The sequence below is a fragment of the Stenotrophomonas sp. 3(2025) genome (assembly GCF_052665395.1).
On record NZ_JBQOIF010000003.1, the window covers coordinates 187,359 to 212,597 of the forward strand.

At 67.5% G+C, this 25,239-nt stretch carries 20 protein-coding genes; 13 read left to right on the top strand and 7 right to left on the bottom strand.

The genetic code is table 11. The features are described 5' to 3' along the window. Nucleotides 1–6: 6 nt before the first annotated feature. Together ACUXVE_RS03725 and ACUXVE_RS03730 are read right to left on the bottom strand one after the other, a co-directional pair. Entirely contained in the window at nucleotides 7–1,641 is a 1,635-nt protein-coding gene (locus tag ACUXVE_RS03725) for a TldD/PmbA family protein (RefSeq protein WP_093820231.1), read from the bottom strand. A 27-nt stretch (nucleotides 1,642–1,668) separates the two neighbouring features. Beyond that, complete coding sequence (locus ACUXVE_RS03730) at nucleotides 1,669–3,300, bottom strand: TldD/PmbA family protein (protein ID WP_301909990.1); 1,632 nt, start codon at nucleotides 3,298–3,300, stop codon at nucleotides 1,669–1,671. Between the two features lie 695 nt (nucleotides 3,301–3,995). On the opposite strand from ACUXVE_RS03730, the gene ACUXVE_RS03735 reads away from it, so the two are divergent. After that, a complete protein-coding gene (locus ACUXVE_RS03735; RefSeq protein WP_445513859.1) occupies nucleotides 3,996–4,610 on the top strand; it encodes a DUF938 domain-containing protein in 615 nt (204 codons plus the stop codon). A gap of 79 nt (nucleotides 4,611–4,689) precedes the next feature. Here ACUXVE_RS03735 and ACUXVE_RS03740 read toward each other — a convergent pair whose 3' ends face one another. Beyond that, a complete protein-coding gene (locus tag ACUXVE_RS03740) occupies nucleotides 4,690–8,376 on the bottom strand; it encodes an indolepyruvate ferredoxin oxidoreductase family protein (RefSeq protein ID WP_445513860.1) in 3,687 nt (1,228 codons plus the stop codon). Between the two features lie 171 nt (nucleotides 8,377–8,547). Here ACUXVE_RS03740 and ACUXVE_RS03745 point away from each other — a divergent pair, with 171 nt between their 5' ends. Beyond that, nucleotides 8,548–9,183, top strand: coding sequence for a tetratricopeptide repeat protein (locus ACUXVE_RS03745; protein ID WP_222388008.1), 636 nt, complete (start codon nucleotides 8,548–8,550; stop codon nucleotides 9,181–9,183). Nucleotides 9,184–9,252: 69 nt separating this feature from the next. Beyond that, nucleotides 9,253–10,239, top strand: a complete 987-nt coding sequence (locus tag ACUXVE_RS03750) for a hypothetical protein (RefSeq protein WP_445513861.1) — start codon at nucleotides 9,253–9,255, stop codon at nucleotides 10,237–10,239. 49 nt (nucleotides 10,240–10,288) lie between these two features. On the opposite strand, the gene ACUXVE_RS03755 is transcribed toward ACUXVE_RS03750, so the two are convergent. Then, on the bottom strand, nucleotides 10,289–11,773 hold the full coding sequence (locus tag ACUXVE_RS03755; protein WP_093820224.1) for an AAA family ATPase: 1,485 nt from the start codon (nucleotides 11,771–11,773) through the stop codon (nucleotides 10,289–10,291). Between the two features lie 123 nt (nucleotides 11,774–11,896). On the opposite strand from ACUXVE_RS03755, the gene ACUXVE_RS03760 reads away from it, so the two are divergent. The 9 genes from ACUXVE_RS03760 to ACUXVE_RS03800 all read left to right on the top strand — a co-directional run bounded on the left by ACUXVE_RS03760 (nucleotide 11,897) and on the right by ACUXVE_RS03800 (nucleotide 20,874). Continuing rightward, entirely contained in the window at nucleotides 11,897–12,526 is a 630-nt protein-coding gene (locus ACUXVE_RS03760) for a ParA family protein (protein WP_025875994.1), read from the top strand. Nucleotides 12,527–12,563: 37 nt separating this feature from the next. Then, nucleotides 12,564–13,040: a SixA phosphatase family protein gene (locus ACUXVE_RS03765; protein WP_032977995.1), complete on the top strand. Its 477-nt coding sequence runs from the start codon at nucleotides 12,564–12,566 to the stop codon at nucleotides 13,038–13,040. Nucleotides 13,041–13,044: 4 nt separating this feature from the next. Then, nucleotides 13,045–13,662 (top strand): YceI family protein, encoded by a 618-nt coding sequence (locus ACUXVE_RS03770; RefSeq protein WP_025875990.1) that lies wholly within the window; start codon nucleotides 13,045–13,047, stop codon nucleotides 13,660–13,662. Beyond that, on the top strand, nucleotides 13,659–15,719 hold the full coding sequence (locus ACUXVE_RS03775; protein WP_445513862.1) for a phospholipase D family protein: 2,061 nt from the start codon (nucleotides 13,659–13,661) through the stop codon (nucleotides 15,717–15,719). Before ACUXVE_RS03770 ends, ACUXVE_RS03775 begins: the two co-directional genes overlap by 4 nt. 10 nt (nucleotides 15,720–15,729) lie before the next feature. After that, nucleotides 15,730–16,164 (top strand): hotdog fold thioesterase, encoded by a 435-nt coding sequence (locus ACUXVE_RS03780; protein WP_025875986.1) that lies wholly within the window; start codon nucleotides 15,730–15,732, stop codon nucleotides 16,162–16,164. A 119-nt stretch (nucleotides 16,165–16,283) separates the two neighbouring features. Next, nucleotides 16,284–17,075 (top strand): lysophospholipid acyltransferase family protein, encoded by a 792-nt coding sequence (locus ACUXVE_RS03785; RefSeq protein WP_093820216.1) that lies wholly within the window; start codon nucleotides 16,284–16,286, stop codon nucleotides 17,073–17,075. Nucleotides 17,076–17,082: 7 nt separating this feature from the next. Next, nucleotides 17,083–18,117, top strand: coding sequence for a YheT family hydrolase (locus ACUXVE_RS03790; protein WP_025875982.1), 1,035 nt, complete (start codon nucleotides 17,083–17,085; stop codon nucleotides 18,115–18,117). 56 nt (nucleotides 18,118–18,173) lie between these two features. Beyond that, nucleotides 18,174–20,252, top strand: coding sequence for a tetratricopeptide repeat protein (locus tag ACUXVE_RS03795; RefSeq protein ID WP_222388004.1), 2,079 nt, complete (start codon nucleotides 18,174–18,176; stop codon nucleotides 20,250–20,252). 10 nt (nucleotides 20,253–20,262) lie between these two features. Beyond that, nucleotides 20,263–20,874 carry a YbhB/YbcL family Raf kinase inhibitor-like protein gene (locus tag ACUXVE_RS03800; protein ID WP_059063140.1) on the top strand — a complete coding sequence of 204 codons (612 nt, stop codon included), beginning with the start codon at nucleotides 20,263–20,265 and terminating at the stop codon, nucleotides 20,872–20,874. 110 nt (nucleotides 20,875–20,984) lie between these two features. Here the strand turns inward: ACUXVE_RS03800 and ACUXVE_RS03805 are convergent, their stop codons facing one another. From ACUXVE_RS03805 to ACUXVE_RS03815, 3 genes are all read right to left on the bottom strand, one after another. Next, entirely contained in the window at nucleotides 20,985–21,449 is a 465-nt protein-coding gene (locus tag ACUXVE_RS03805) for an META domain-containing protein (RefSeq protein ID WP_222388002.1), read from the bottom strand. A gap of 140 nt (nucleotides 21,450–21,589) precedes the next feature. Beyond that, entirely contained in the window at nucleotides 21,590–22,417 is an 828-nt protein-coding gene (locus ACUXVE_RS03810) for an META and DUF4377 domain-containing protein (RefSeq protein ID WP_093820206.1), read from the bottom strand. 73 nt (nucleotides 22,418–22,490) lie between these two features. Further along, a complete protein-coding gene (locus ACUXVE_RS03815) occupies nucleotides 22,491–23,285 on the bottom strand; it encodes an undecaprenyl-diphosphate phosphatase (protein WP_032978010.1) in 795 nt (264 codons plus the stop codon). A gap of 219 nt (nucleotides 23,286–23,504) precedes the next feature. Here ACUXVE_RS03815 and glnA point away from each other — a divergent pair, with 219 nt between their 5' ends. Beyond that, nucleotides 23,505–24,914: a type I glutamate--ammonia ligase gene (gene glnA, locus ACUXVE_RS03820; protein WP_010487206.1), complete on the top strand. Its 1,410-nt coding sequence runs from the start codon at nucleotides 23,505–23,507 to the stop codon at nucleotides 24,912–24,914. Nucleotides 24,915–25,239 lie beyond the last annotated feature (325 nt).

Consider the following 25,239-nt stretch of genomic DNA (forward strand, 5'->3'; position numbering starts at 1 on the left):
GACCGGTCAGCCGAGGCTGCGTGCGGTGTTGATGACGTTGATGCCGTTAAAGCGCGCGGTGGACGAACCGTGCGAGACCGCCGAGACCTGGCCGGGCTGGCCCTTGCCATCGAAGAACGAACCGCCCAGGCGGTAGTCGCGTTCATCGGCCACGGCGCTGCAGGCATTCCAGAATTCCGGCGTGCGGATCTGGTAGGCCACGTCTTCGAGCATGCGGGTGATCTTTCCGTTCTTGATCTCGTAGAACAGCTGGCCGCCGAACTGCGCGTTGTAGCGCTGCTGGTCGATCGAGAACGAACCATCCCCGATGATGTAGATGCCGTTCTCCACGTCCTTGATCATGTCCGACACGCTCAGCGGCGACTTGCCCGGCGCCATCGACACGTTGGCCATGCGCTGGAACTGCACGCTGGACCACGAGTCGGCATAGCAGCAGCCATCGGATTCGGTCTTGCCGAGGATGTGGGCCTGGTCGCGGATGGTCTGGTAGTCGACCAGCTTGCCGTTGCTGATCAGGTCCCAGCGCTTGCACTTCACGCCTTCATCGTCGTACGCCACGGCGCCGAGGCTGCCCGGCTGGGTCTTGTCGGCAAAGATGTTCACGTGCTCGCTGCCGTACTGGAAATGCTGCTCGCGCTTGTCCAGGGTGGCGAAGCTGGTGCCGGCGTAGTTGGCTTCGTAGCCGAGCACGCGGTCCAGTTCCAGCGGGTGGCCGATCGACTCGTGGATGGTCAGCCAGGTGTGCGACGGATCCAGGATCAGGTCGTACTTGCCGGGCTTCACCGACGGCGCCTTCAGCTTCTCCTGCGCCTGCTTGGCCGCCGCGATGGCATCTTCCTTCATGTCGTAGGACGAGCTGTAGTTGACCACGCCATTGGGCGTGAGCACCTTGCCGGCAGCTGCGCCATCGAGGTACTCGTAGCCCAGGCCCATCGGTGCGGACAGGCCTTCGCGGGTGCGGAACTTGCCGCTGGCCTTGTCGATGGCGGTGATCGTCATCGGTGCCCAGATGCGGTGCACGTCCTGGTCGATGTAGGAACCGTCGGTGGAGGCGAAGTACTTCTGCTCGTTCACCAGGAACAGCATCGAGTTGACGAAGCTGGCACCGGCGCCCATCGCCGCGGCGTTGACGTCCAGCAGCAGGTCGACCTTCTCTTTGATCGGCACCTCCATCGCGTTCTTGCGGATCGGCGTCTTCCAGCTGACCTCGCCCACGCCCGGCGCCTTGGCCAGCTGCACCGGCGCGGTCTGCACGCCCGCGTTGGCTTTGGCGATCGCTGCGGCCTGCTGCGCGGCACGGGCCACGTCGGCGGTGCTGAGCGCATTGGTGGCGGCAAAGCCCCAGGCGCCGTTGACGATCACGCGGATGCCCACACCGGTGGACTCGGTGTTGACCACGTTCTGCACCTTGTCTTCGCGGGTGATCACGAACTGCCGCAGGTAGCGGCCGATGCGCACGTCGCAGTAGGTGGCGCCGGCGCTGCGCGCGGCCTGCAGGGCGGCGTCGGCCAGGCGCTTCTTCAGCGCAGGGTCGAGGCTGGACTGCAGTTGCTCGGCGGCGATCGCCTTGCCGAAGAATGACGGCACGATCAGGCCGCCAGCGGTAAGCCCGGTCAGGGCCAGGAAGTCACGTCTGTGCAAGGCTGCTCTCCATGAAGGACGGGTGGCTCAAGCGCCGAGACTGCGCGCGGTGTTGATGATGTTGATGCCGTTGAAACGGGTGGTGGACGAACCGTGCGAGACCGCCGACACCTGGCCGGGCTGGCCCTTGCCGTCGAAGAACGAGCCGCCGAGGCGGAAGTCGCGTTCATCGCAGATGGCGGTGCAGGCGTTCCAGAACTCCGGCGTGCGGATCTGGTAGGCCGCATCCTCGACCATGCCGGTGATCTTTCCGTTCCTGATCTGGTAGTACAGCTGGCCGCCGAACTGCGCGTTGTAGCGCTGCTGGTCGATGGAATAGGAGCCACGGCCGTGGATGTAGATGCCGTTCTCCACGTCCTTGATCATGTCCTCCACGCTGAGCGGCGTCCTGCCCGGCGCCAGCGAGACGTTGGCCATGCGCTGGAACTGCACGCTGGACCACGAGTCGGCATAGCTGCAGCCATGCGAGGCATCGCGGCCGAGGATGTGCGCCTCATCGCGCGTCGCCTGGTAGTCGACCAGGATGCCGTCGCGCACCAGGTCCCAGCGCTGGGTCTTCACCCCTTCGTCGTCGTAGCCGACCGCGCCGAGGCTGCCCGGCTGGGTCTTGTCGGCGAAGAAGGTGACGATGTCGCTACCCCAGCGGAAACCGGCATCGCGCTTGTCCAGCGTGGCGAAGCTGGTGCCGGCGTAGTTGGCCTCGTAGCCGAGCACGCGGTCCAGTTCCAGCGGGTGGCCGACGTTCTCGTGGATGGTGAGGAACAGGTTGGACGGATCCAGCACCAGGTCGTACTTGCCGGGCTTCACCGAGGGCGCCTTCAGCTTCTCGCGCGCCTGGCGGGCGGCGGCGATGGCGTCCTCGACCGGGTCATAGGAATCACGGTACGCAGTGATGCCACCGGGCAGCTGCACCTTGCCGCGTGCATCGCCATCAAGGAACTCGTAGCCCATGCCCATCGGCGAGGACAGGCCGGCACGGGTGCGGAACTTGCCGCTGGCCTTGTCGATGGCAGTGGCGGTGAAAGGCAGCCAGATGCGATGGATGTCCTGGTCGATGAAAGAACCGTCGCTGGAGGCGAAGTACTTCTGCTCGTTGACCAGGAACAGGGTGGAATTGATGTAGTCGGCGCCCGCATTCAGCGCGGCGGCGTTGAGCGCCAGCAGCAGCTCGACCTTGTCCTGGATCGGCACTTCCATCGCATTGCGGCGGATGGGTGTCTGCCAACGCACCTCGCCGACCGCCGGGGTGGGCGCCAGCTGCACCGGGCGGGACTGGATGCTGGCATTAGCGCGGGCGATGGCGGTGGCCTGTTCGACCGCGGTGCGCACCGCCGCGTCGGTCTGCTGGTGGGTGGCGGCGAAACCCCAGGCCCCGTTGACGATCACCCGCACGCCCACACCGGACGATTCGCGGTTGGTCACGTTGCCGACCTGATGCTCGCGGGTGATCACCGACTGGTTGAGGTAGCGCCCGATGCGCACGTCGCAGTAGCTGGCCTTGGCCGAACGCGCGGCAGCGAGAGCGACCTCGGCCAGGCGCCGGCGCTTGACCGGGTCGACCGGGGCCAGCAACTGCTCGGCGGCGATCAGCCGCGAATGCGGCAGGGCCAGGCCCGCCAGGCCCAGAGCGGAAAATGCCAGGAACTCACGTCGTTGCACAGCGTCTCTCTCTTACTTCCGTGCGGCCGGCAAAGGACCGATCCGATCACGTCAACTCCTCGACTTTCGCCAGCGGCGGGCATTCGGGCAAGTGACTGCAGTCATGGTCGGGGAGGGTTTCGGCCGGGCTTGCAGCCCTGCACCTGCTGTAGTGCCGGCCGCTGGCCGGCAACCTCAGCAGCAACGTCAACAGCAACAGCGGGCTATCCGTGGGGGGCGGGGCGGTGTGGGGTGGCAGGACACGCCGTAAACCCGTCCATGGGGGCTCGATGGCGCCATCCATGGCGCCAACGGTCCTGCCACCCCACACCGCCCCACCTCTGACAGATCTCCGCGGCTGTTGGTAGGTGTCGACCTTGGTCGACACATCTGTCAGGTATCGAAATAAATCTGGGGTCAGATCCGTTTTCCGCAGGAAAACGGATCTGACCCCAAGAGCCGTTCCAGCAGATCGCGGAAAACTGTCGAAGGCGGGGTGGATCCGGTTGCGGGGGCGTGAGCGCCATGGATGGCGCGACCGAGCCTCCATGGACGGATTCACGGCGTCCCCCGCAACCGGATCCACCCCGCCGACCCACGGAATGCCGCCTTTTGACGTTGCTCTGGCTCCGGCCTCTGCAGGTGCAGGGCGCAGCCCTGCCGAGCAACACCCCCCTCGTGCACAATGAAGCCGACCCCGCCTGGACGCCGTCTCGATGTCGAGCAAGCCGTATTCAGAAGCCTGCGAACGCAACCGCGAACCGATCGCCGCTGCGCTCGACCCGTGGATGGGTGATCGCCACCGGGTGCTGGAGATCGGTAGCGGCACCGGCCAGCATGCCGCCTTCTTCGCCGAGCGCTGGCCATGGCTACGCTGGCAGCCCAGCGACCATCCGGATCATCTGCCCGGCATCGAGGCCTGGCGCGCGGAGGCGGCACTGCTGAACCTGCTGCCGCCGGTGGCGCTGCAGGTGGAACTGCCGCCAGCGCCCGGCCTGAGCCTGCCGCAGGGCAGCCTGTTCGACGCCGCATTCAGTGCCAACACGCTGCACATCATGGGCTGGGAGCATGTGCAGGCGCTGTTCACCGCGCTGCCACCGGTGCTGCGTCATGGCGCGCTGCTGGCGGTGTATGGACCGTTCAATTACGGAGGTCGCTACACCAGCGACAGCAATGCGCAGTTCGATGCGTGGCTGAAGGCACGTGATCCGCGCAGCGGCATCCGCGATAGCGAAGCGGTGCAGGCGCTGGCCGCCGACCACGGCTTTACCCGCCTGGGGGATGTGGCAATGCCGGCCAACAACCGCTTGCTGCTGTGGCGGCTGGGCTGAAGCATCGGTAGTGCCGGCCGCTGGCCGGCAACACATTGTCCGGGAAGGGCAGATGCCGGCCATCGGCCGGCACTACCGATTACGCCACCTGCACGATATGCAGCGCCTTCGGATTCCGCCACTGCGCCAGCAGCACCGCTTCGCGGGCCTTGGCCTTCTCGAAGTGCGCTTCCTTGACGTGGCCGAAGCCGCGGATGTGCTCGGGCACGCTGGCAATCTCCACCGCCAGTGCCAGGCGGTCGTCATCCAGACCGTCGATCAGCTGCTGCACGGTCGCTTCGTAATCGGTGATCAGCTGGCGCTCCATGCGACGCTCTTCGGTGCGGCCGAACACATCCAGGCGACCACCACGCAGGAACTTCAACTTGGCCAGCAGGCCGAAGGCCTTGAACATCCAAGGGCCGTATTCCTTTTTCAGCAGCCGGCCCTGCTCGTCCTTCTTCGCGAACAGTGGCGGGGCCAGATGGAAACGCAGCTGGTAGTCGCCCTCGAACTGCTGCTGCAGGCGCCGCTGGAAGTCGCCGCTGGTGTACAGGCGCGCCACTTCGTACTCGTCCTTGTACGCCATCAGCTTGAACAGGTAGCGGGCCACGGTTTCGGTCAACGCGGTGGAGCCGCCGATGCGCTCGGCTTCGGCCGCGCGTACGCGCTCGACCAGCGTGCGGTAGCGGTTGGCGTAGGCGGCATCCTGGTAGTCGGTCAGGAAGGCCGAGCGGCGCTCGATCATCTCGTCCAGCGAGCGCGACAGGCGCGCATCGTCCAGCGGCAGGAAGGCGACATCGCCACCGTGCGTCGGCAGCCCGCGCAGCTCGCGCTCGTCACCGGTGTTGCGCGGTGCGGTGGTAGCGCCCCACTCGTTGCCTTCCCATTCGCCCGGCGGCAGCGCATGCAGCGGGCCCGGCGTGTTCTCGGTGTCGGTGTGGCGGTTGCGCACCAGGCCGGCGGCCTGCTGCACGGCCTGCGGATCGACTGCGGCCAGGCGGCCCCAGGCGAAGGCCTGCTGGTTCATCGCCACGGCCGCGCCGTTGAGTTCGATGGCGCGCATCAGCGACTCGAACGACAGCGGCACCAGGCCCTGCTGCCAGGCGTAGCCGAGGATGAACAGGTTGGCGGCGATCGCATCGCCGAGCAGGGCGGTGGCCAGCTGGGTTGCGTCCAGCAGCAGCGGCTCCTCGCCACCCAGGGCCACGCGCACGCCGGCGACGATGTCGGCGGCGGGGAACTGCATGTCCGGGCGGGTGGTGAAGGTGCCCGGCATCGCTTCGTAGGTATTGAGCACCACCTGCGAACGGCCGGCGCGCACCTTCGACAGCGCCCAGTAGTCGTTGACCACCACCATGTCGCAGCCCAGCACCAGATCGGCTTCACCCGCGGCGATGCGCACCGCATGGATATCGTCCGGGCGGCGGGCGATGCGGATGTGCGTGGTCACCGCGCCACCCTTCTGCGCCAGGCCGGTCTGGTCGAGCACCGAGGCGCCCTTGCCTTCAAGGTGACCGGCCATGCCCAGCAGGGCGCCGATGGTCACCACGCCGGTACCGCCAACGCCGGTGATCAGGATGTTCCAGGGTTGCTCCAGGGTGCCGCGCACCACCGGTGCCGGCAGGTTGTCCAGCAGCGTGGAGGCATCGCGCTTGCTGCCCTTGCGCGGTTGCCCACCGTGCACGGTGACGAAGCTCGGGCAGAAGCCGTTGACGCAGGAATAGTCCTTGTTGCAGTTGGACTGGTCGATGTCGCGCTTGCGACCGAACTCGGTCTCCTTCGGCAGCACCGACACGCAGAAACTCTTCTTGCCGCAGTCGCCGCAGCCTTCGCAGACCAGCGAATTGATCATCACCCGCTTGGCCGGGTCTTCCAGCTTGCCGCGCTTGCGGCGGCGGCGCTTCTCGGTGGCGCAGGTCTGTTCGTAGATCAGGATCGAAACACCCTTCACTTCGCGCAGGCGCTTCTGCACCGCATCCAGCTCGCTGCGGTCGTGGAACTCTACGTCGCTGGGGAAATGCTCGCGCTGGCGCGTCCACTTGGCGATGTTGTCCGACAACACCATGATGGTGTGGATGCCCTCGGCACGCATCTGCTTTGCGATGTCCGGCACGCTCAACGGGCCGTCCACCGGCTGCCCGCCGGTCATCGCCACCGCGTCGTTGTAGAGGATCTTGTAGGTGATGTTGACGCCGGCGGCGATCGCCTGGCGGATGGCCAGCGAACCGCTATGGAAATAGGTGCCGTCGCCCAGGTTCTGGAACACATGCTGGGTGTCGGTGAAGGCGGCCTGCCCGGCCCACGTCACGCCTTCGCCACCCATGTGGGTGAAGGTGTCGGTGCTGCGGTCCATCCAGGTCACCATGTAATGGCAACCGATGCCGGCCAGCGCACGCGAACCGTCCGGCACGGTGGTGGAGGTGTTGTGCGGGCAGCCGGAGCAATAGTGCGGCACGCGCGGGAAGCTGGCGCGCGGCAGGGCAAGCTCGGCTTCCTTCTCCTGCATCCACTGCAGGCGCTGCTCGATGGAGTCGTTGTTGAAGAACTTCTGGATGCGGCGACCGATCACGCCGGCGATGGTGGCCGGGGTCAGTTCGCCGGTGGACGGCAGGATCCACTCGCCGGCCTCATCGTACTTGCCGACGATGGACGGTCGCTGGCCCCAGCTGGCCGGCCAGTTGAAGAACTGCTCCTTCATCTGGCGCTCGATGAAGGCTCGCTTCTCCTCCACCACGATGATGTCTTCCAGGCCCTGCGCAAAGCGCGCGATGCCTTCCGGTTCCAGCGGCCAGGTCATGCCGACCTTGTACACGCGGATGCCGATGTCGACGCAGGCCTGCTCGTCCAGGCCCAGGTATTCCAGGGCCTGCAGCACGTCCAGGTAGCTCTTGCCGGTGGTGACGATGCCCAGCCGCGCACGCGGCGCGTCCATCACCACCTTGTCGATGCCGTTGGCACGCGCGAAGGCCTGCGCGGCTTTCACCGCATAGCGGTGCAGGCGCATCTCCTGGTCCAGCGGCGGATCGGGCCAGCGGATGTTGAGGCCGCCGGCGGGCATGTCGAAGTCCTCCGGCAGCACGATGCGCCGGGCCAGCGGATCAACCTCGACCGAGGCCGACGATTCCACCGTCTCGGCGATCGTCTTGAAGCCGACCCAACGCCCGGTGTAACGGCTCATCGCCCAGCCGAGCAGGCCCATGTCGAGGATGTCCTGCACGCCGGCCGGGTTCAGCACCGGCATCATCGCGCTGACGAATTCGTCCTCGCTGCCATGCGGCAGCGTCGAGCTGCGGCAGGCATGGTCATCGGCGGCCAGTGCCAGCACACCGCCATGGCGCGACGTGCCGGCGGCGTTGGCGTGCTTGAACACGTCGCCGCAGCGGTCCACGCCCGGGCCCTTGCCGTACCACATGCCGAACACGCCCTGCACGTTGGCACCGGGGAACAGGTTGGTCTGCTGGGTACCCCACACCATGGTGGCGCCCAGGTCCTCGTTGAGGCCCGGGGTGAACTTCACCTTTGCCGTTTCCAGGTGCTTGCGCGCGCGCCACAGTTCCAGGTCGAAGCCGCCCAGCGGGCTGCCGCGATAGCCACTGATGAAGCCAGCGCTGTCGATGCCCGCAGCCTCGTCCCGCAGGCGCTGCATCAGCGGCAGCCGCACCAGCGCCTGCACGCCACTCAGGTAGATCCGCCCTTCGTTGCGGGTGTACTTGTGGTCGAGCGTGTAATCACGGTCGAGCAGGTCGGCGGAAGCGGGCGAGGTGAGTTGCGCGGTACTGGTCATGGCTGGCCTGTCAGGATCGGCTGGCACCGGCCGCGCAGGTGCACGCGGCGGGAAAGGCGCGAATTGTAACAGTGGGGGGCCAGGGCCCCCGGCACTCGCGCCGGGGCCGTGCTGGGGTTAGGATCGGGGAGAGAGAGGGAGGGTTGGTGTTTCAACCTTGGGGGAATTGGGATGTCAGTTGCAGGACAGTTCCTGGCCGGCATGTTGCTGGTTTCGGGAGCGGCCACTGTGTGGGCCGCGCCGGCATTGCCGGCACCGCAGGAGTTCTATTTCGACAGCGACGCCGCTGCCGCGCCGATCACGGTGGTGCAGGGTGAAGGCGAAGACCTGGTGGCACAGCTGCTGAAGCATCGTGAGCGTGGCCGCAAGGGGCTGGAAGCCACGGCGCAGCTGGCGTCGGTGGCCATCGCGCAGGGGCGCGCGGAACTGGGCGACAAGCTCTATCGCGAGGCACTGGCCGAGGCGCCGGTGCAGAGCGCGCTTGGCCGCAGCGTACGCTGGAACTATGGCTGGGACCTGTTGCGGCAGGGCCAGGCGCTGGCCGCGCTGGAACAGTGGCAGGCCGCTGCCAGCACCCTGCGCAGCAATCCGGGCTGGGTACCGCCGAGCTATGCGTTGGCGCTGTGGCGGGCCGGCCAGCAGCAGGAGGCGGTGAAGTGGTATGCCGCCGCCGTACGGACCGAGCCGGGGCAATGGCGCGACAGCAGTCATTACGCGCAGCTGTTGCCGCAATGGCGCGATGACGAACGCGCGACCTTGGCCGAAGTACAGCAGGCCTGGGCGGCCGCACCTCCAGCCTGGCCCTGACAGCGGCCGGCCGCTGGCGGCGTGCAAGGGGGCCTACAATGGTTGGCCCTTCGCTGCCATGAGCTCCGGATGCGCCAACGCGCTACCTTGCTGTTGTTCCTGTCGCTGCTGCTGCCAGGGGGACTGAATGCTCAGGACCGGTCCGTGCCGGACTGGCTGCAGCCGGTCGTCACCCGCATCGCCGCCCTGCAGGCCAGCGATGTCCCGGCCGAGCGCTGGCAGGGGGCCGAGTTGTCGCTGGCATTGGGCGTACAGGCCGACGGCCAGCGTCTGACCGATGCCGATGCACTCACGCCGGTTTTCCTGGACGCCTGGCAGGCCGCGCCAGCCCACCGCTTCCACCGCCACCGCCTGTTGCGGCTGTGCCAGGGCACGCTCACCTGCGGTGACCCCGTCGGTCGCAATCTTGGCTTGCCCACGGCTGCGCCCACAGGTGCCGGGCTGTTGCCGGCACTGCTGGAGGCGCAGCGTGCGGACGATCAGGACAACGGCGAGGGCGCGTGGCAGGCGGTGCAGGTGGCCTGGCGGTTGGAAGAAGTCGGCATGGCGACACAGCAGCTGCGGGCCGCCTCGGCACGGCAACCGTTCGGTGATGGGACGCGGCGGCTGCTGGCGATGCAGCTGCAGGCGCTGGCAGGGGTGTCGTTGTCCGACACGCCGCTGGAGGAGGCGGGCCGCAGCCCGCGGCAGATCGTCGAAGACGCCCTGCTGGGGTCGCTGGAGGAACGCACCTTGTGGGACTTCGCCGGCATTGCGCTGTGCGGGCGGGCACAGCACAGCGCAACGTGCAGGAGTCTGGCCACGCAGATGACAGCCAGTGGCGATCTGGGCCTGCAGGAACTGGCGCTGCGGCTGGCGCCCGCCGATCCTGATGCCCAGCGCGCACTTGACTGGCTGCAGTGGCAACAGCTGAGTGCGCGGCGGCGGGGGCTGCCCGCCGGCTACCTGCAGCGCGCCGCGCGCGAAGGCACGACGGCAGCCATCAGCCGCCTGTTGCAGGAAAACGGTCTGCCGCTGACCCCGCCCGCTGACTGGAGCCCAGACACCGCACCCTGACCGACAGGGAATCCACGCCCTGCGTGGATGGACGCGGTAGCGGCGACCCTTAGTCGTCCGCAGACACCGTGCGCCCCGACGCCCACTCCCGCAACGCCGCCACCTGCTCGGCCATCAGCACCGACAACGGCCGTGTCGTGCGGATCTCGCCCATCAGCAGCTCGGTATCCAGTGGCCGGCCTTCGGCATGCGCCGAATACAGCCCGGCCACGATCGCCTGCTCGATTTCCGCACCGGAAAACCCGTTGGCCGCTGCGGCCAGTGCCGGCAGCGCGAAGTCGTCGGCATTGAGCTGGCGCCGTCCCAGGTGCAGCCGCAGCAGTTCCACGCGCACATCGGCCGAGGGCAGGTCGACGAAGAAGATCTCGTCGAAGCGGCCCTTGCGCAGCAGCTCGGCCGGCAGCTCGTGCACCTGGTTGGCGGTGGCCACGATGAACACCGGCGCCCTGCGCTCGGCCATCCAGGTCAGCAGGTAGCCGAGCACGCGGCGCGACACGCCGCCATCCTCGGTGCCGGTGGCCAGGCCTTTTTCGATCTCATCCATCCACAGCACGCACGGCGCCAGCTGCTCGGCCGAGGCCAGCGCCTGGCGCAGGTTGGCTTCGGTCTCGCCGTGGTACTTGTTGTACAGCGCGCCCACGTCCAGGCGCAGCAGCGGCACGCCGAAGCCGGCGGCGGTGGCCTTGGCCAGCATCGACTTGCCGCAGCCCTGCACGCCCAGCAGCAGCATGCCGCGCGGCGGGTCCAGCCCGGCCGGTGCCGAGCCGGCAATGAAGGCGACGCGACGCTGGTTGATCCAGCGCTTGAGCCGGTTGGCGCCGGCCACATCGCCGAAGCGCGCGCTGTCATGCTCGAAGAACAGGTGGCCGCTGCGGTTGAGCAGCTCGAACTTCAGCCGTGCCAACTGTGGCAGGTCGTCGTCGCGCAGCGCGCCATCGGCATAGATCAGCTGCCGCGCGATGCGCCGCGCATCGACCAGGCTCAGGCCCTGCAGGTTCTTCAGGATCTTCTTGACCGCCTCGCTGTCCACTTCCACCCGGCGCCCGCCGTGTTCGCGTGCATAGGCGTCGGCTTCCTCGCGCAGCATCTTCAACAGTGCATTGGCGTCGGGCAGGCGCGGGTTGAAGCGCACCGCCAGCGCTTCCAGTTCGGCCGGCAGCTCCACCTTGGCGCCGATCAGCACCAGCACGTGCGGTTCACTGTGGCGGCGCTGGATCAGGTCGCGCAGGGCACGCTGGTGGCTGGCGTAGCCCAGGTAGGGGTGGAAATCGAGCAGCAGGTACACGCCGCGCTGGTCGGCCTGGCGGATCATCTGCAATGCGGCGCTGGCATCGGGCGGGCCGACCGGCTCGTCCTCGCGCTCCAGGTCGATGCGGCGCAGGCCTTCGGTGATCGACCAGCGGTGCAGGGCCCGCCAGACATGCATCAGCGTCTGCCGGAACAGCTCGACGATGCGACCCTCATCCTGGGTCTCGACCACGATCAACGGCGTGTTGGCGCGGATCAGTGCGCTCAGGTCCTGCAGTTCGCTCATGGCGGTTCGATCCTTCGGGGGCGCCACGATAGCAAAGGCCGGGGGCACTGGTTCAGCACGGCTCTACCTTCCGTCACCATCGGCGGTGTACGCTCGGGGCACGTACCCGGAAGCGAGGCTGGCATGAAGACGATCCTGGTGGCCGGTTCCAAGGGCGGGGTGGGCAAGACCACCATCGCCACCCACCTGGCCGCGTACGCGGCATTGCAAGGCAAGGCCACGGTGATCGCCGATGCCGACCCGCAGGGCTCCAGCACCCGCTGGGCACAGCGCCGGGCCGGGCTGGAAAGCGCGGTGCTGCCGATCGACGTGTACCGCAAGAAGCAATGGGCGCAGAAGCTGCCCGACGGTACCGATACCGTGGTGATCGATGCACCGGCCGGCGCGCTGGCCGACGATATCCCGCATTTCCTCGACGCTGCCGATGCCGTGGTGGTGCCGGTGCTGCCCTCGGCACTGGACATCGAAGCCATCGTCGGCTTCCTCAACAGCCTGGCCCAGGTACCGCGCGTGCACAGCCGCAAGCTGCCGGTCGGGCTGGTGCTGAACCGCACCAAGCCCTGGACCCAGACCTCGCAGCAGGCCCTGCAGATGCTGGCTGACTGGCCCTATCCGGTGGTCGCCCAGCTGCGCGACAGCCAGAGCTATGTGGTCATGACCGGCCTGGGCCGCAGTCTTTTCGATTACCGCTCCGCCCAGGTGCGCGAGCACCAGGCCGACTGGGAACCCCTGTTGTCCTGGCTGAAGCTGTAACAGCCGTAGGTCTCCATCCCTTCATTGGAATCCCGCAATGCGCGAACTGATCCTGCTCCGCCACGCCCATGCCGAACCGGCCACCACCGGCCAGGCCGACCTCGACCGGCCGTTGTCGCCGGTGGGGCTCGCTGAAGCCGAAGCCGCCGGCAAGTGGCTGAAGGAGAACAACCTGCTGCCGGACTGCGTGCTGTGTTCACCTTCGCGGCGGACCCGCGAAACCCTGGAAGCGGTGATGGCAGCCATCGGCTATGTCGAAAAGCGCCTGGAAGACCGCATCTACGAGGCCACCCCCGGCACCCTGGCCGCGCTGGTGGACGAGCGCCGTGACCTGGACCGGGTGCTGATCGTCGGCCACAACCCCGGGCTGGAGCAGCTGGTGGCGCTGATGACCGATGGCACCAGCAGTGATTACCGTGGCATGCCGCCGGGCGGCGTGGCCGTGCTCGGGTTCGCCCGCGAGGCGACGATCGAGCCGGGCGTGGCCAGCCTGAACGCCTTCTGGTGGCCGTGAGCCGATGAGGTTGGCGTTGCCGGGCCGCTGTCTGCTGCCAGTCGTTCTGGCGATCGGCCCGGCCTGGGCTGCCGCACCGCCACCGACCGCGCTGCCGGCGGTCGTGGCCGAACCGCCGCGTACGCTGCAGCTGGATGTGGTGCGCTCGCAGATCGGTTTCGAAGTCCGCACCCGCTTCGGCCAGCGCATCGAGGGCGTGTTCCCCCGTTTCGAGGGGCGTATCGAGGTGCTGTCCGATGGCCGCCACCAGGTCCATCTGAAGATGTTCACCCGCACCGTGGAGATTCCCGGCAAGGACCGCTATACCGGCTGGATGCGCGGCCCCGAGTTCTTCGATGCCGGCCGTTACCCGTTCGTGGAGTTCGACTCGCTGCCGTACTGGCCGGAGACGGTTGCCGAGGGCGGCGGTATCGACGGCCGGTTGACCCTGCGCGGGGTCAGCCATCCGGAGACGCTCAAGGTCGAGAAAGCGGAATGTGCCCGACCCGGCTATGATTGCGACGTCGTCAGCCGCGGTACCGTGCAACGAGGTCGGTATGGCATGGACAGCTGGCAGCTTGCCTTGAGTGACCGAGTGACTTTCGTATTGCGTGCGCGCCTCAGCGAGGCGCCGAAACCGTGAATCCCTTGCTGCGCGTATTGGCGCTGGCAACCGTGTTGCTGGGCAGCGGCTGCGCGTCGCTGTCGCATGCCCAGCGTGATCGCGCCGAGGCGATTGCCGTGCAGGCGCGCTCGACCCAGGTCGATTGCCAGCAGGCCGACCGCTGCGCGCTGGATTCGCCCCTGCGGGCACTGGCCGGCCGGGCGTTCAGCGAATCGACCCCGGACCAGCCGCGGCACTACGCCACCCTGCTGGACGAGGGCGAAGGTGCGCTGGTCGCGCGCCTGAACCTGCTGCGCAGCGCCACCCGCAGCATCGACCTGCAGACCTACATCTTCGACAAGGACGACAGCGCCCGCCTGGTCATCGACGAGCTGCTGGCGGCGTCGCGGCGCGGGGTGAAGGTGCGGCTGCTGATCGACCAGCTTTCGGCGATCTCCGATCTGCAGATCCTCGGCGCACTGGCCGGTGCCCACGAGAACTTCCAGCTGCGGGTCTACAACCCGACCTTCGGCAAGGCCCGTCTGAACTACTTCGACTATGCCGGCAGCGTGCTGTGCTGCTTCCGCCGCTTCAACCAGCGCATGCACAACAAGCTGCTGGTGGTTGACGATGCGATCGGCGTGGTCGGTGGGCGCAACTACCAGGACGACTATTACGACTGGGACCGCGAATACAACTTCCGCGACCGTGACGTGCTGATCGCCGGCCCCGAAGCACGCGCGATGGCGGCCAACTTCGATGCCTTCTGGCGCGCGCAGCGCAGCGTGCCGGCCGAGCGCCTGAACGATGTCGGCCGTACCCTGCTCAAGCAGGGCGTGCCGCTGCTGCCGCCGGCGCAGTTCCGCAGGCCCGAGCGGGTGGAGCGGGTCAGCGAGGAAGCCAACGACGTCGCCTTCGTCACCCGTTCGTTCGTGGATACCGCCCTGCCGGTCGCCTCGGTGCGCTATGTCGCCGATCTGCCGCGCAAGCACCGGCGTGAGCGCGCCGACGCCCCACTGGCCGGGCAGCATGTCACCGAGCCGCAGCTGGATGCACTGATCTCCAGTGCGCAGCACGAAGTGATCCTGCAGACGCCCTACCTGGTGCTGTCCAAGCCGGCACAGAAACTGTTCCGCGAGCTGCGCAAGCGCCAGCAGCCGCCGCGCGTGGTGGTATCCAGCAACAGCCTGGCCGCCACCGACAACCCGATCGTGTATGCGCTGTCCTACAAGTACAAGCGGCGCAACATGCGCGAGCTGGGCTTCAACATCTTCGAATTCAAGCCGTTCCCGCTGGATGCCCCGGTCGATTACCGCAACCTGCTGCCCGACCCGATCGCAGCGCCGGGCAGCGATACCGGCCGCAATCCGCTGCTCGGTGGCAGCGCGGCGGGCAGCAATGCCGGTGGCGGTAGTGGTGGTGATGATGCGGTGGCCGCTGCGGATGTGGACGACCGGCCGGCGCGGGTGATCCATCCGCGTACCGGCAGTGCGTATGAGAATGCCCGTGCGCGCCGGCGTGCTGCCGGCAGCGAAGTCGAGACCCGCCTGCTGCGTACCGAAACGCGCCCCTCGTTCCTGGGCAGCAAGGCGGTCAACAAGCCGCTGCCGGTCACCCGCAAGGGCGCGCGCATGGGCCTGCATGCCAAGTCGCTGGTGGTCGACCGGCGCATCGGCGTGGTCGGCACCCACAACTTCGATCCGCGCAGCGAGAACTACAACACCGAAGGCGCGGTGATCATCGACGATCCGGCCTTCGCCGAGCAGCTGGCCCAGAGCATCCTGCGCGATACCCACCCGCAGAACTCCTGGACGGTGGCGCCGCGTGCCAAGCCGCCGGTCCTGTCCGGCCTGAACTACAGCGTCGGCAAGGCCTCCGAGGCGCTGCCGATCCTCGACTTCTGGCCGTGGCGCTATGCCACCGACTACGAGTTCAAGCCCGGCCCGGACTGCCCGCAGCCACTGCCGCGGCAAAGCGCCGATTTCCACCGCTGCTATGTCGCGGTGGGCGACTTCCCCGAGGTCAATGTCGGGCCGAAGTGGCTGCTGGTGCGCATGCTGACCGCATTCGGCGCCGGCCTCGTTCCCATCCTCTGAAGGTAGCCGCATGACCCAGGTATTCCGCGAAGCCGTTTCCATCGAGCAGCTCAACGCACTCAGCCGCAATACCGCCATCGATACCCTCGGCATCGTCTTCAGCGCCGCTGGCGAGGACTGGCTGCAGGCGACCATGCCGGTGGATGAGCGCACCCGCCAGCCGTACGGCATCCTGCACGGTGGCGCCTCGGTGGTGCTGGCCGAAACCCTGGGCAGCAGCGCCGGCAACCTCTGCGTGGACACTGCCAAGCAGGTCTGCGTGGGCCTGGAGATCAACGCCAACCACGTCCGCGCCGTGCGTTCGGGTACGGTCACCGGCACCGCGCGCGCGGTGCACGTTGGCCGCAGCACCCAGCTGTGGGAAATCCGCATCGAGGACGAGCAGGGCCGGCTGGTCTGCATCTCGCGGCTGACCCTGGCCGTGGTGGCGGCTGGGCACGGTTGAGCCGTCGCGGCATGGGTGACGGCGGCGGAACCCAGCGTTCCCCGCCGATGGCCGCCGTCAATGAGACTTATGGCCGAATTCGGCTGGCAGCGATGGCAGCCCTCCGGTATCGTGCGCGGATGACTTCCCCCACTCCGGCCCCCCGCGGCGGCGTGGCGCGTGTGTGCCGTTACCTGTACCGCGTACCGCTGCTGTTGGTCCACATCACCGTGTTCCTGCCGCTGATCCTGATCGGCATGCTTCCGCCATGGGGCGAGCTGCGCGTGGGCGACGCTACCTTCGGCGCCAAGGTAGTGAACTGGTGGCAGGGCGGCTTGATGTGGATCTTCGGCTTCCGCCTGTCGCGCGTCGGCCAGCCGCTGCCGGGCGCAGTGCTGTTCGTGGCCAACCATGTCAGCTGGGTCGATATCTCCATCCTGCACAGCCAGCGCATGATGGGCTTTGTCGCCAAGCGCGAGATCGCCAGCTGGCCGGTGGTCGGTTGGCTTGCCGCGCGCGGCCAGACCATTTTCCACCAGCGTGGCAACACCGAATCGCTCGGTGGGGTGATGCAGGTGATGGCCGACCGCCTGCGCGCCGGCAAGGCGGTGGGCGTGTTCCCGGAAGGGCGTACCCGCGGCGGCCACGACGTTGGCCCGTTCCATGCGCGCATCTTCCAGGCCGCCGTCGAGACCGGCGTGCCGGTGCAGCCGGTGGCGCTGATCTACGGCGTGCGCGGGGATGCACAGACCATCGTGGCCTTCGGCCCGGGCGAGAGTTTCTTCGCCAATTTCCTGCGCCTGCTCGGTGAGCCGGCGCGGCATACCGAAGTGCATTTCCTGGAGCCGATCGGCACCCAGGACCTGGAAGGCCGTCGGCGCATCGCGGAAACTTCTCGCGCGCGCATCGTGGCGGCCATGAGCGGGGATTGAGGCGAGGGTGGCCGTGTCTCCGCCACCGACCCTCGACGCTGATGCGCCGATGCTCACCGCGTCCGACTATCAGCCGCCGCGCTGGCTGCGCAATCCGCACCTGCAGTCGATGCTCAGCTCCAGCCGCATGCGCCTGCAGCGCGGCCTGCTGCTGCTGGCCGCCACCGGCGCGGTCAGCGAGGAGCTGATCCTCGATGGTGGCGAAGGTGTGCGGCTGCAGGGTTGGCACAGCCATGTCGAAGGGCGCGAACCGCGCGGCATCGCCCTGCTGCTGCACGGCTGGGAAGGCAGCGCCGAATCCAGCTACATGCGCATGGCCGCTGCCCGCATGCTGGAGCAGGGGTTCGACGTGGTGCGGCTGAATTTCCGCGACCACGGCAACACCCATCACCTCAATCCCGGCATCTTCCACTCCAACCTCATCGACGAAGTGGTGCACGCCGCAGGCGATGTCGCCCAGCGCTGGCCCGATCTGCCGCTGGTTGCAGCCGGCTATTCGCTGGGTGGCAACTTCGTGCTGCGGCTGGCCCTGCGCGCGCCGGCCGCCGGTGTACCGCTGCAGCACGTGGCCGCGGTCTGCCCGGTGCTCGACCCCGGGCTGACCATGGAGAACATCGAGAACGGCCCGGCGATGTACGACTGGTATTTCCGCCGCAAGTGGGCCGGCTCGCTGCGGCGCAAGCGCGATCTGTTCCCCGAACTGAGCGACTGCGACGACCGTGTGCTGAACATGGACATCCGTTCGCTGACCGCCTGGCTGGTCGAGCGGCACACCACGTTCGGTTCGTTGCAGGCCTATTTCGATGGCTACTCCATCGCCGGCGACCGCCTGTCCACGCTGCAGGTACCTGCTGACATCCTGATGGCGCAGGACGATCCGGTGATCCCCTACGCGACCTTCCGCGACTGGCAGCTGCCGCAGCAGGCGCGGCTGGAAACCGCCTGCTGGGGTGGCCACTGCGGCTTCCTGGAAAACTGGCGCGGCGATGGGTTCTCCGAGCGCTGGGTCGCACAGCGCCTGCGGCGGGTCCTGCCGGGCTGAACCGGCACCGGCGCGCGGCCCGCTACAATGCGGGTTTGACCTTGAACCGGACGGCCATGCAAGACCAGATCCTCCAAGCGTTGCGCCAGAACGATGCCGGCCAGGCCGTGCAGCTGGCCCAGGCGTGGACCCGTGACGAACCCGGCAAGGCCGAGGCCCACCGCTGGCTGGCGCTTGCGCTGCAGCAGCAGGGCCAGGCCGAGGCCGCGATGGAGGCGTTGCAGCAGGCGCTGCAGCTGGCCCCCGATGATGCGCAGCTGCACCTGCAGCACGCCGGCCTGCTGCTGGCACTGCGCCAGTTCGACGGTGCCGATGAAGCCCTGTTGCGCACCACCGGGCTGGACCCCAACGCCTTCCCGGCTTACCTGATGCAGGCGCACCTGGCGGTGGGCCGCAATGATTTCGACGAGGCCCAGCGGCTGTCGACCCTGGCCTCGCGGCTGGAGCCGGACCATCCGGAACTGCTGACCATCGATGGCATGGTCGCGCTGCGCCGCGGCGACGCCGACCGTGCGCTGGCCCTGCTGTCGGCGGCCAGCCAGGCGCTGCCGGACGATACCCGCGTGCTGTACGCGCTGGGCTTTGCCTATCTGGGCAAGGACATGCTGGCGTTTGCCGAGCAGGCGTTCCGTCGCGTGCTGGCGTTGAACCCGAAGATGTCCTCGCTGCACGGCATGGTGGTGCAGCTGGCCTTGCGCCAGGGCAACGTGGAGGCCGCCGCCGAGGCAATGCAGCAGGCGCTGCAGGAGCCGGAGCTGGACGTGCCGCCGATGCGCCGCCTGGCCGGCGAACTGGCACTGCGCAGTGGCCAGCCGCTGCAGGCGCTGGAGCACCTGCTGCCGCTGCTGCAATCGCTGCAGGGTGATCGCCAGGTGCTGCAGCTGCTGCTGATGTCCTGGCAGCGCCTGGGCCGCGAAGATGAAGCCCGCACACGCCTGGATGACGCTCTGGAAAGCAATGACCAGCTGCATGACCTGTGGCTGGCACGACTGGCCGTGGAAGAGGTCGGCAGTGCCGGCGCCGTAGCCGTCGTGGAGCGCTGGATGGCAGCGATGCCCGGCCACCTGCCGGCGCTGGAAGCGCGCATGCGCCTGCATGACATGGCCGGCGAGCATGAGCAGGGCGAAGCCATCGCCGAGCGCATCACCACCCTGGAACCGGGCCGCGTCAGCGGTGAAAGCCGTCGCGTCGAGGGGCTGCTGCAGCGTGACCCGGCCGCCGCAGTGGAGCGCGTGCAGGCCCTGATTGCACAGGCACCGGAGGGGCATCGCGCTGATCTGCGGACCTGGCTGGGCGAGATCCAGGATCGCGCCGGACTGCCGGAAGAAGCGCTGCGCACGTGGATGGCGCTGCAGACCGACCAGGCTTCGCAGCGGCTGCCGTTGCCGCCGCAGGCCAAGGCACCGCCGAGCTGGCCGGAGATGGCCAGCATCGACGAAGCGACGCGCGACAGCGGCTCGGCGCCGATCTTCCTGTGGGGCGCCCCGGGTTCGGGCGTGGAACGGGTGGCAACCGGCCTGGCCGCTGCCAGCCCGGTGCTGCGCAGTGATCGCTACACCGCCACGCCACCGGACGATGCCTTCCAGAACTACAACACGCTGCAGGACCTGGCGTCGGGCGTGCTGAGCCCGGAACGGCTGGTCGAGCGTTGGCGCGAGCACCTGCCCGCCCGCGGCCTGGAAAGTGACACCGTGATCGACTGGCTGCTGTGGTGGGACAACGCGCTGTTGTGGGCATTGCGTCCGCAGCTGCCGCAGGGCCGCCTGCTGCTGGTGCTGCGCGATCCGCGCGACATGCTGCTGGACTGGATCGCCTATGGTGCCGCCGCTCCGCTGGCGATGACCTCGATGGCCGAAGCCAGCCAGTGGCTGGTGCGTTCGCTGACCCAGATCGCCGCGCTGCACGAGGAAGACCTTTATCCGCACGTGCTGCTGCGCATTGACGACATCGGCAACGATGCGCATGCGATGGCCGACCTGCTGGGCCGCGTGTTCGGGCGTCCGATGCCGCCGGCTGCACAGCTGGGTGCACCGCGCCTGCCTGCCGGCCACTGGCGCAGGTATCGCGACGTGATGGGCGCCGCGTTCGCCCAGCTCACCCCGGTCGCGGTGCGCTTGGGTTACCCGGAAGAGTGAGGAGCATCTGATGCAACTGAGCAGTCACAGCCTGGTCAACGGTGCGCCGATCGACCGTGAGTTCGCCGCCGGCGATGCCGCCGGCTTTGCCCCCGACCGCAACCCGCACCTGGCCTGGAGCGGCGTGCCCGATGGCACCCGCTCGTTCCTGCTGGTGTGCGTGGACCCGGACGTGCCAACGGTGCCGGAAACGGTCGGCCGCGATGACATGAGCGTGCCGCGCGATCAGCCGCGCGGCGATTTCGTGCACTGGGTGATGGCCGACATTCCGGCCTCGGTGCAGGAGATCGCCGCTGGCAGCTGCAGCGATGGTTTCGTGGTGAAGGGCAAGACCGCGCCGGCCGGCCCGGCCGGCAGCCGCCAGGGCCTGAATGATTTCACCGGCTGGTTCGCCGGCAATCCGGACATGGCCGGTGATTACCTCGGCTACGACGGCCCGTACCCGCCGTTCAACGACGAGCGCGTGCATCGCTATTTCTTCCGCGTGTTTGCGCTGGATGTGGCCACGCTGTCGTTGCCGGAACGCTTCACCGCCGCCGATGCGTACCGTGCCATGCACGGCCACGTACTGGCCGAAGCGGCGCTGCACGGCACCTACACGCTGAACCCGGCGTTGGCCTGATAGCAGCCTTCGGGTAGTGCCGGCCGCTGGCCGGCATCCGCTGTACGTGGCAGCCGGCCAGCGGCCGGCTCTACCCACCAGCGAAGAAGGGCGGCCAGTGGCCGCCCTCTTCATTTCGCTGGCAGCGGCGCGGGTTTGAACACCAGCACTTCGCCCTTGGCATTGCGCACGACCAATGCACCGGTGTCGTCCAACGCGAGGGTGGGTGCGGTATCGCGACCGTAAAACAGCGTTTCGGCTCGCCGTTCCTGCGCATCCGCCTTGGGATTGATGCACAGCGCGGTGGTCCGGATGCCGCTCTCCAGGATCAGCCGGTCGTCCTGCAGGTGGTAATGACTGCTGGCCTGGTTGCACAGGTTCAACTCGCTCATGTAGCCGGGCTGGAAGCGCAGCGTGTACGGCGCCCGGCCCCTGACGAACAACGCGTCGATACGCTTGCCCTGCGCGTCGGTGGCGCGCGTGAGCTGCCACGGATGGGCTTCAAGCTGGTCGGTGGTGGGTGTGCTGGCGGCAGATGCCGTGCTGCCAATGCTGATGGCCAGCCAGGCCAGTGTGAGCATGTACGTCCGTTTCATGCCGATCTCCCTGATGCATGTGGGTAGTGCCGGCCGCTGGCCGGCATGTTCCGCAGGTCGCCTGAGCTGTGTGCAGCCGCCGGCCAGCGGCCGGCCCTACCCACAACGAAGAAGGGCGACCTCGCGGTCGCCCTTCTGCATTACTTCTTCTCGATGGCCGACTCGACCACCATGTCCAGCACGTACGCCTGCGACGGCGCATCGGCCGGCGGGTTCTTCACTTCGTAGCGCTTCACGCGCACCACGTTGCGCACGCCGTCTTCGTGGGTGTAACCCTCGATGTTGCCGTAGAAGTTCTCGAACTTGCCCGGCTCGCCCTGCTTCAGGCCCTTGTCGTCGAACTTCACTTCGCGCACCTGCAGGCACTGGTAATCCGGGATCAGCGGGTGCGAGCACTTCTCGGTCTTCGCAGCCACTTCCAGGAACACGGTTTCGCCGGCGCCGCCATAGCGCGTTTCAGCGGTCGGTTCCGGGTTGAACACCAGCACCTCGCCCTTGGCGGTGGTCAGGGTCAGCACGCCGTTGGCGTCCTGTTCGGCCTTCAGTTCGCCCTGCAGACGGCTGGAGACGGCTTCGTCCAGCGCCATCAGCGCCTTGTCGGTGCAGGCCATCATGGTCGAGGCCATCGCGCTCACGCTCAGCTTGCCATCGGCCAGGGTGTAACCGCCGCCCATGCGGTTGCAGGTGTTGCTGACCGACAGGCGGCCATCAACGAAGTCCAGGGTGACCGGCTTGTCTTCGCGGGCGAACAGCGCATCGATGCGCTTGCCATCGGCCGCGGTGGCCTGCTGCAGCAGCCAGTGCTGGCTCTGCAGGCGCTGCGCATCCAGGTGTGCCAGCGCCTTCTGGTCGCCGGCCTTGGCCGCAGCCGGGGCCAGGTCGTCACCGCCGGTACCGGCCGGGGCAGGGGTCTGGCTGCAGGCGGCCAGCAGGGCCAGCGGGAGGAGCAGGGTGAGCTTGCGGTTCATGGTGATTCTCCTTGGGGAACCGAGGGGGAAACGGACCGGGACCGGCAACGGGGTTGCCGTGCCCCGGCGCTGTTCAGCTGCCGGATGGCAACCACAGCAGCAATGCAGCGCCCAGGGCGATGCGGTAAATCGCGAACGCCGTGAAGCGATGCGACTTGATGTAGCCCATCAACCACTTCACTACGACGAAGCCGGTGATGGCTGCGGCAAGGAAGGCGACGCCAACGTCGGTCCAGTTCTCGCTGCCCAGGTTCCCTTCCTTGGCCAGTTCCAGGAAGGTGTAGGCGCTGGCGGCGAACATGGTGGGAATGCCGACCAGGAACACGAACTCGGCAGCGGCCGCGCGGCGGCTCAGGCCCAGCAGCATGGCCAGGAAGATCGCCGAGGCTGAGCGCGAGGTACCGGGGAACACGCCGGCCACCACCTGCGCCAGGCCAACACCGATGGCCACCGTCCAGGTCACCTGGTCGCGATCGGGCAGGCGCGCGGTATAGGCCTCCACCAGCAGCATCCAGATGCCGCCGATGATCAACGCCCAAGCCACCGGGCTGACGGTTTCCGGCAGCGACCAGCCGGCCTTGCGCACCACCAGGCCGACTACTGCGGTTACCAGAAAGGCCGCGCCGAGCTTGAACACGTACTCGCGGTTCTCGCGCTGGCCGAAGCCGGTGGCCAGCTGCAGCAGGCGCTGGCGGAACACCAGCACCACGGCCAGGATCGCACCGGCCTGGATGATGATGTTGAAGAAGTCCGATCGCGCGCCCAGCCAGTGCTGGGCGATCAGCAGGTGGCCGGTGCTGGAGATCGGCAGGAATTCGGTCAAGCCTTCGAGGATGCCCAGCAGCAGGGCGGAGAGCAGGTCGGACATGGACGGTGCGGGCGCTGGCGGCGGAAGAAGCCCGAGAGAATAGACGATCCATGCCGCACCAAACGGGTGCGTGCGGTAATCCGCGCACCCATTTGGTGCATGTCCTTCCGCACCGCGCTGGGGCAGGTGCTTTGAAATCAACAACTTGTGAAGGCCGAAAAGTTGGCACGGTCGTTGCTGTACCTCAGCAGGCATTCATTCCCATCCGAGGTCGTACCGATGTCCGTGGAAAACGTTGAGAAGCTGATCAAGGACAACCAGATCGAGTTCGTCGATCTGCGTTTCGTCGACATGCGTGGCGTCGAGCAGCACGTCACCTTCCCGGTCAGCATCATCGAGCCGTCGCTGTTCGAAGAAGGCAAGATGTTCGATGGCAGCTCGATCGCCGGCTGGAAGGGCATCAACGAGTCGGACATGGTGCTGCTGCCCGATACCGCCAGCGCCTACGTCGACCCGTTCTATGCCGATCCGACCATCGTGATCAGCTGCGACATCCTCGACCCGGCCACCATGCAGCCGTACGGCCGCTGCCCGCGCGGCATCGCCAAGCGCGCCGAGGCCTACCTGAAGTCCTCGGGCATCGCCGAAACCGCGTTCTTCGGCCCGGAGCCGGAATTCTTCATCTTCGATTCGGTCCGTTTCGCCAATGAAATGGGCAACACCTTCTTCAAGGTCGATTCGGAAGAAGCGGCCTGGAACAGCGGCGCCAAGTACGACGGCGCCAACAGCGGCTACCGTCCGGGCGTGAAGGGCGGTTACTTCCCCGTGCCGCCGACCGACACCCTGCACGACCTGCGTGCGGAGATGTGCAAGACCCTGGAACAGGTCGGCATCGAAGTGGAAGTGCAGCACCACGAAGTGGCCACCGCCGGCCAGTGCGAGATCGGCACCAAGTTCAGCACCCTGGTGCAGAAGGCCGACGAACTGCTGCGGATGAAGTACGTCATCAAGAACGTCGCCCACCGCAACGGCAAGACCGTCACCTTCATGCCCAAGCCGATCGTCGGCGACAACGGCAGCGGCATGCACGTGCACCAGTCGCTGTCCAAGGGCGGCACCAACCTGTTCTCCGGCGACGGCTACGGCGGCCTGAGCCAGCTGGCGCTGTGGTACATCGGCGGCATCTTCAAGCATGCCAAGGCGATCAACGCCTTCGCCAACTCGGGCACCAACAGCTACAAGCGCCTGGTGCCGGGCTTTGAAGCTCCGGTGATGCTGGCCTACTCGGCGCGCAACCGTTCGGCCTCGTGCCGCATTCCGTGGGTGTCCAACCCGAAGGCGCGCCGCATCGAAATGCGCTTCCCCGATCCGATCCAGTCGGGCTACCTGACCTTCACCGCGCTGATGATGGCCGGCCTGGACGGCATCAAGAACCAGATCGACCCGGGCGCACCGAGCGACAAGGATCTGTACGACCTGCCGCCGGAAGAAGAGAAGCTGATCCCGCAGGTCTGCTCCTCGCTGGACCAGGCGCTGGAAGCGCTGGACAAGGACCGCGAGTTCCTCAAGGCCGGTGGCGTGATGAGCGATGACTTCATCGACGGCTACATCGCGCTGAAGATGCAGGAAGTGACCAAGTTCCGCGCGGCGACCCACCCGCTGGAATACCAGCTGTACTACGCCAGCTGACCGGCTGCGATGGCGGTGGGTAACCCCTCCCACCCGCCGCCATCGCATCCGTCTTTGCGGCTGGGGAGCCGCAGGGCGGGCTCCGGCCCGCCGTGGTAGAGCGGACCGTTGGTCCGCTGCATTGGAAACGCGGGTCCTTGGCCCGCAGATCCAGGGGCAAGAGAGAGACCGGACACGCGACATGGGCCGCCCTCCCTCCCGCGTCGGCCGTGCAAGGAGAGAGGCACGGCTGTCCCGGCCCGTTTCGTGTCCGGTGCAACAGCCACGGCCATCACCACGATGGCCCGTGGTTGCCTGATGCCATCGCGCGTTCGCGTGCTGGCCC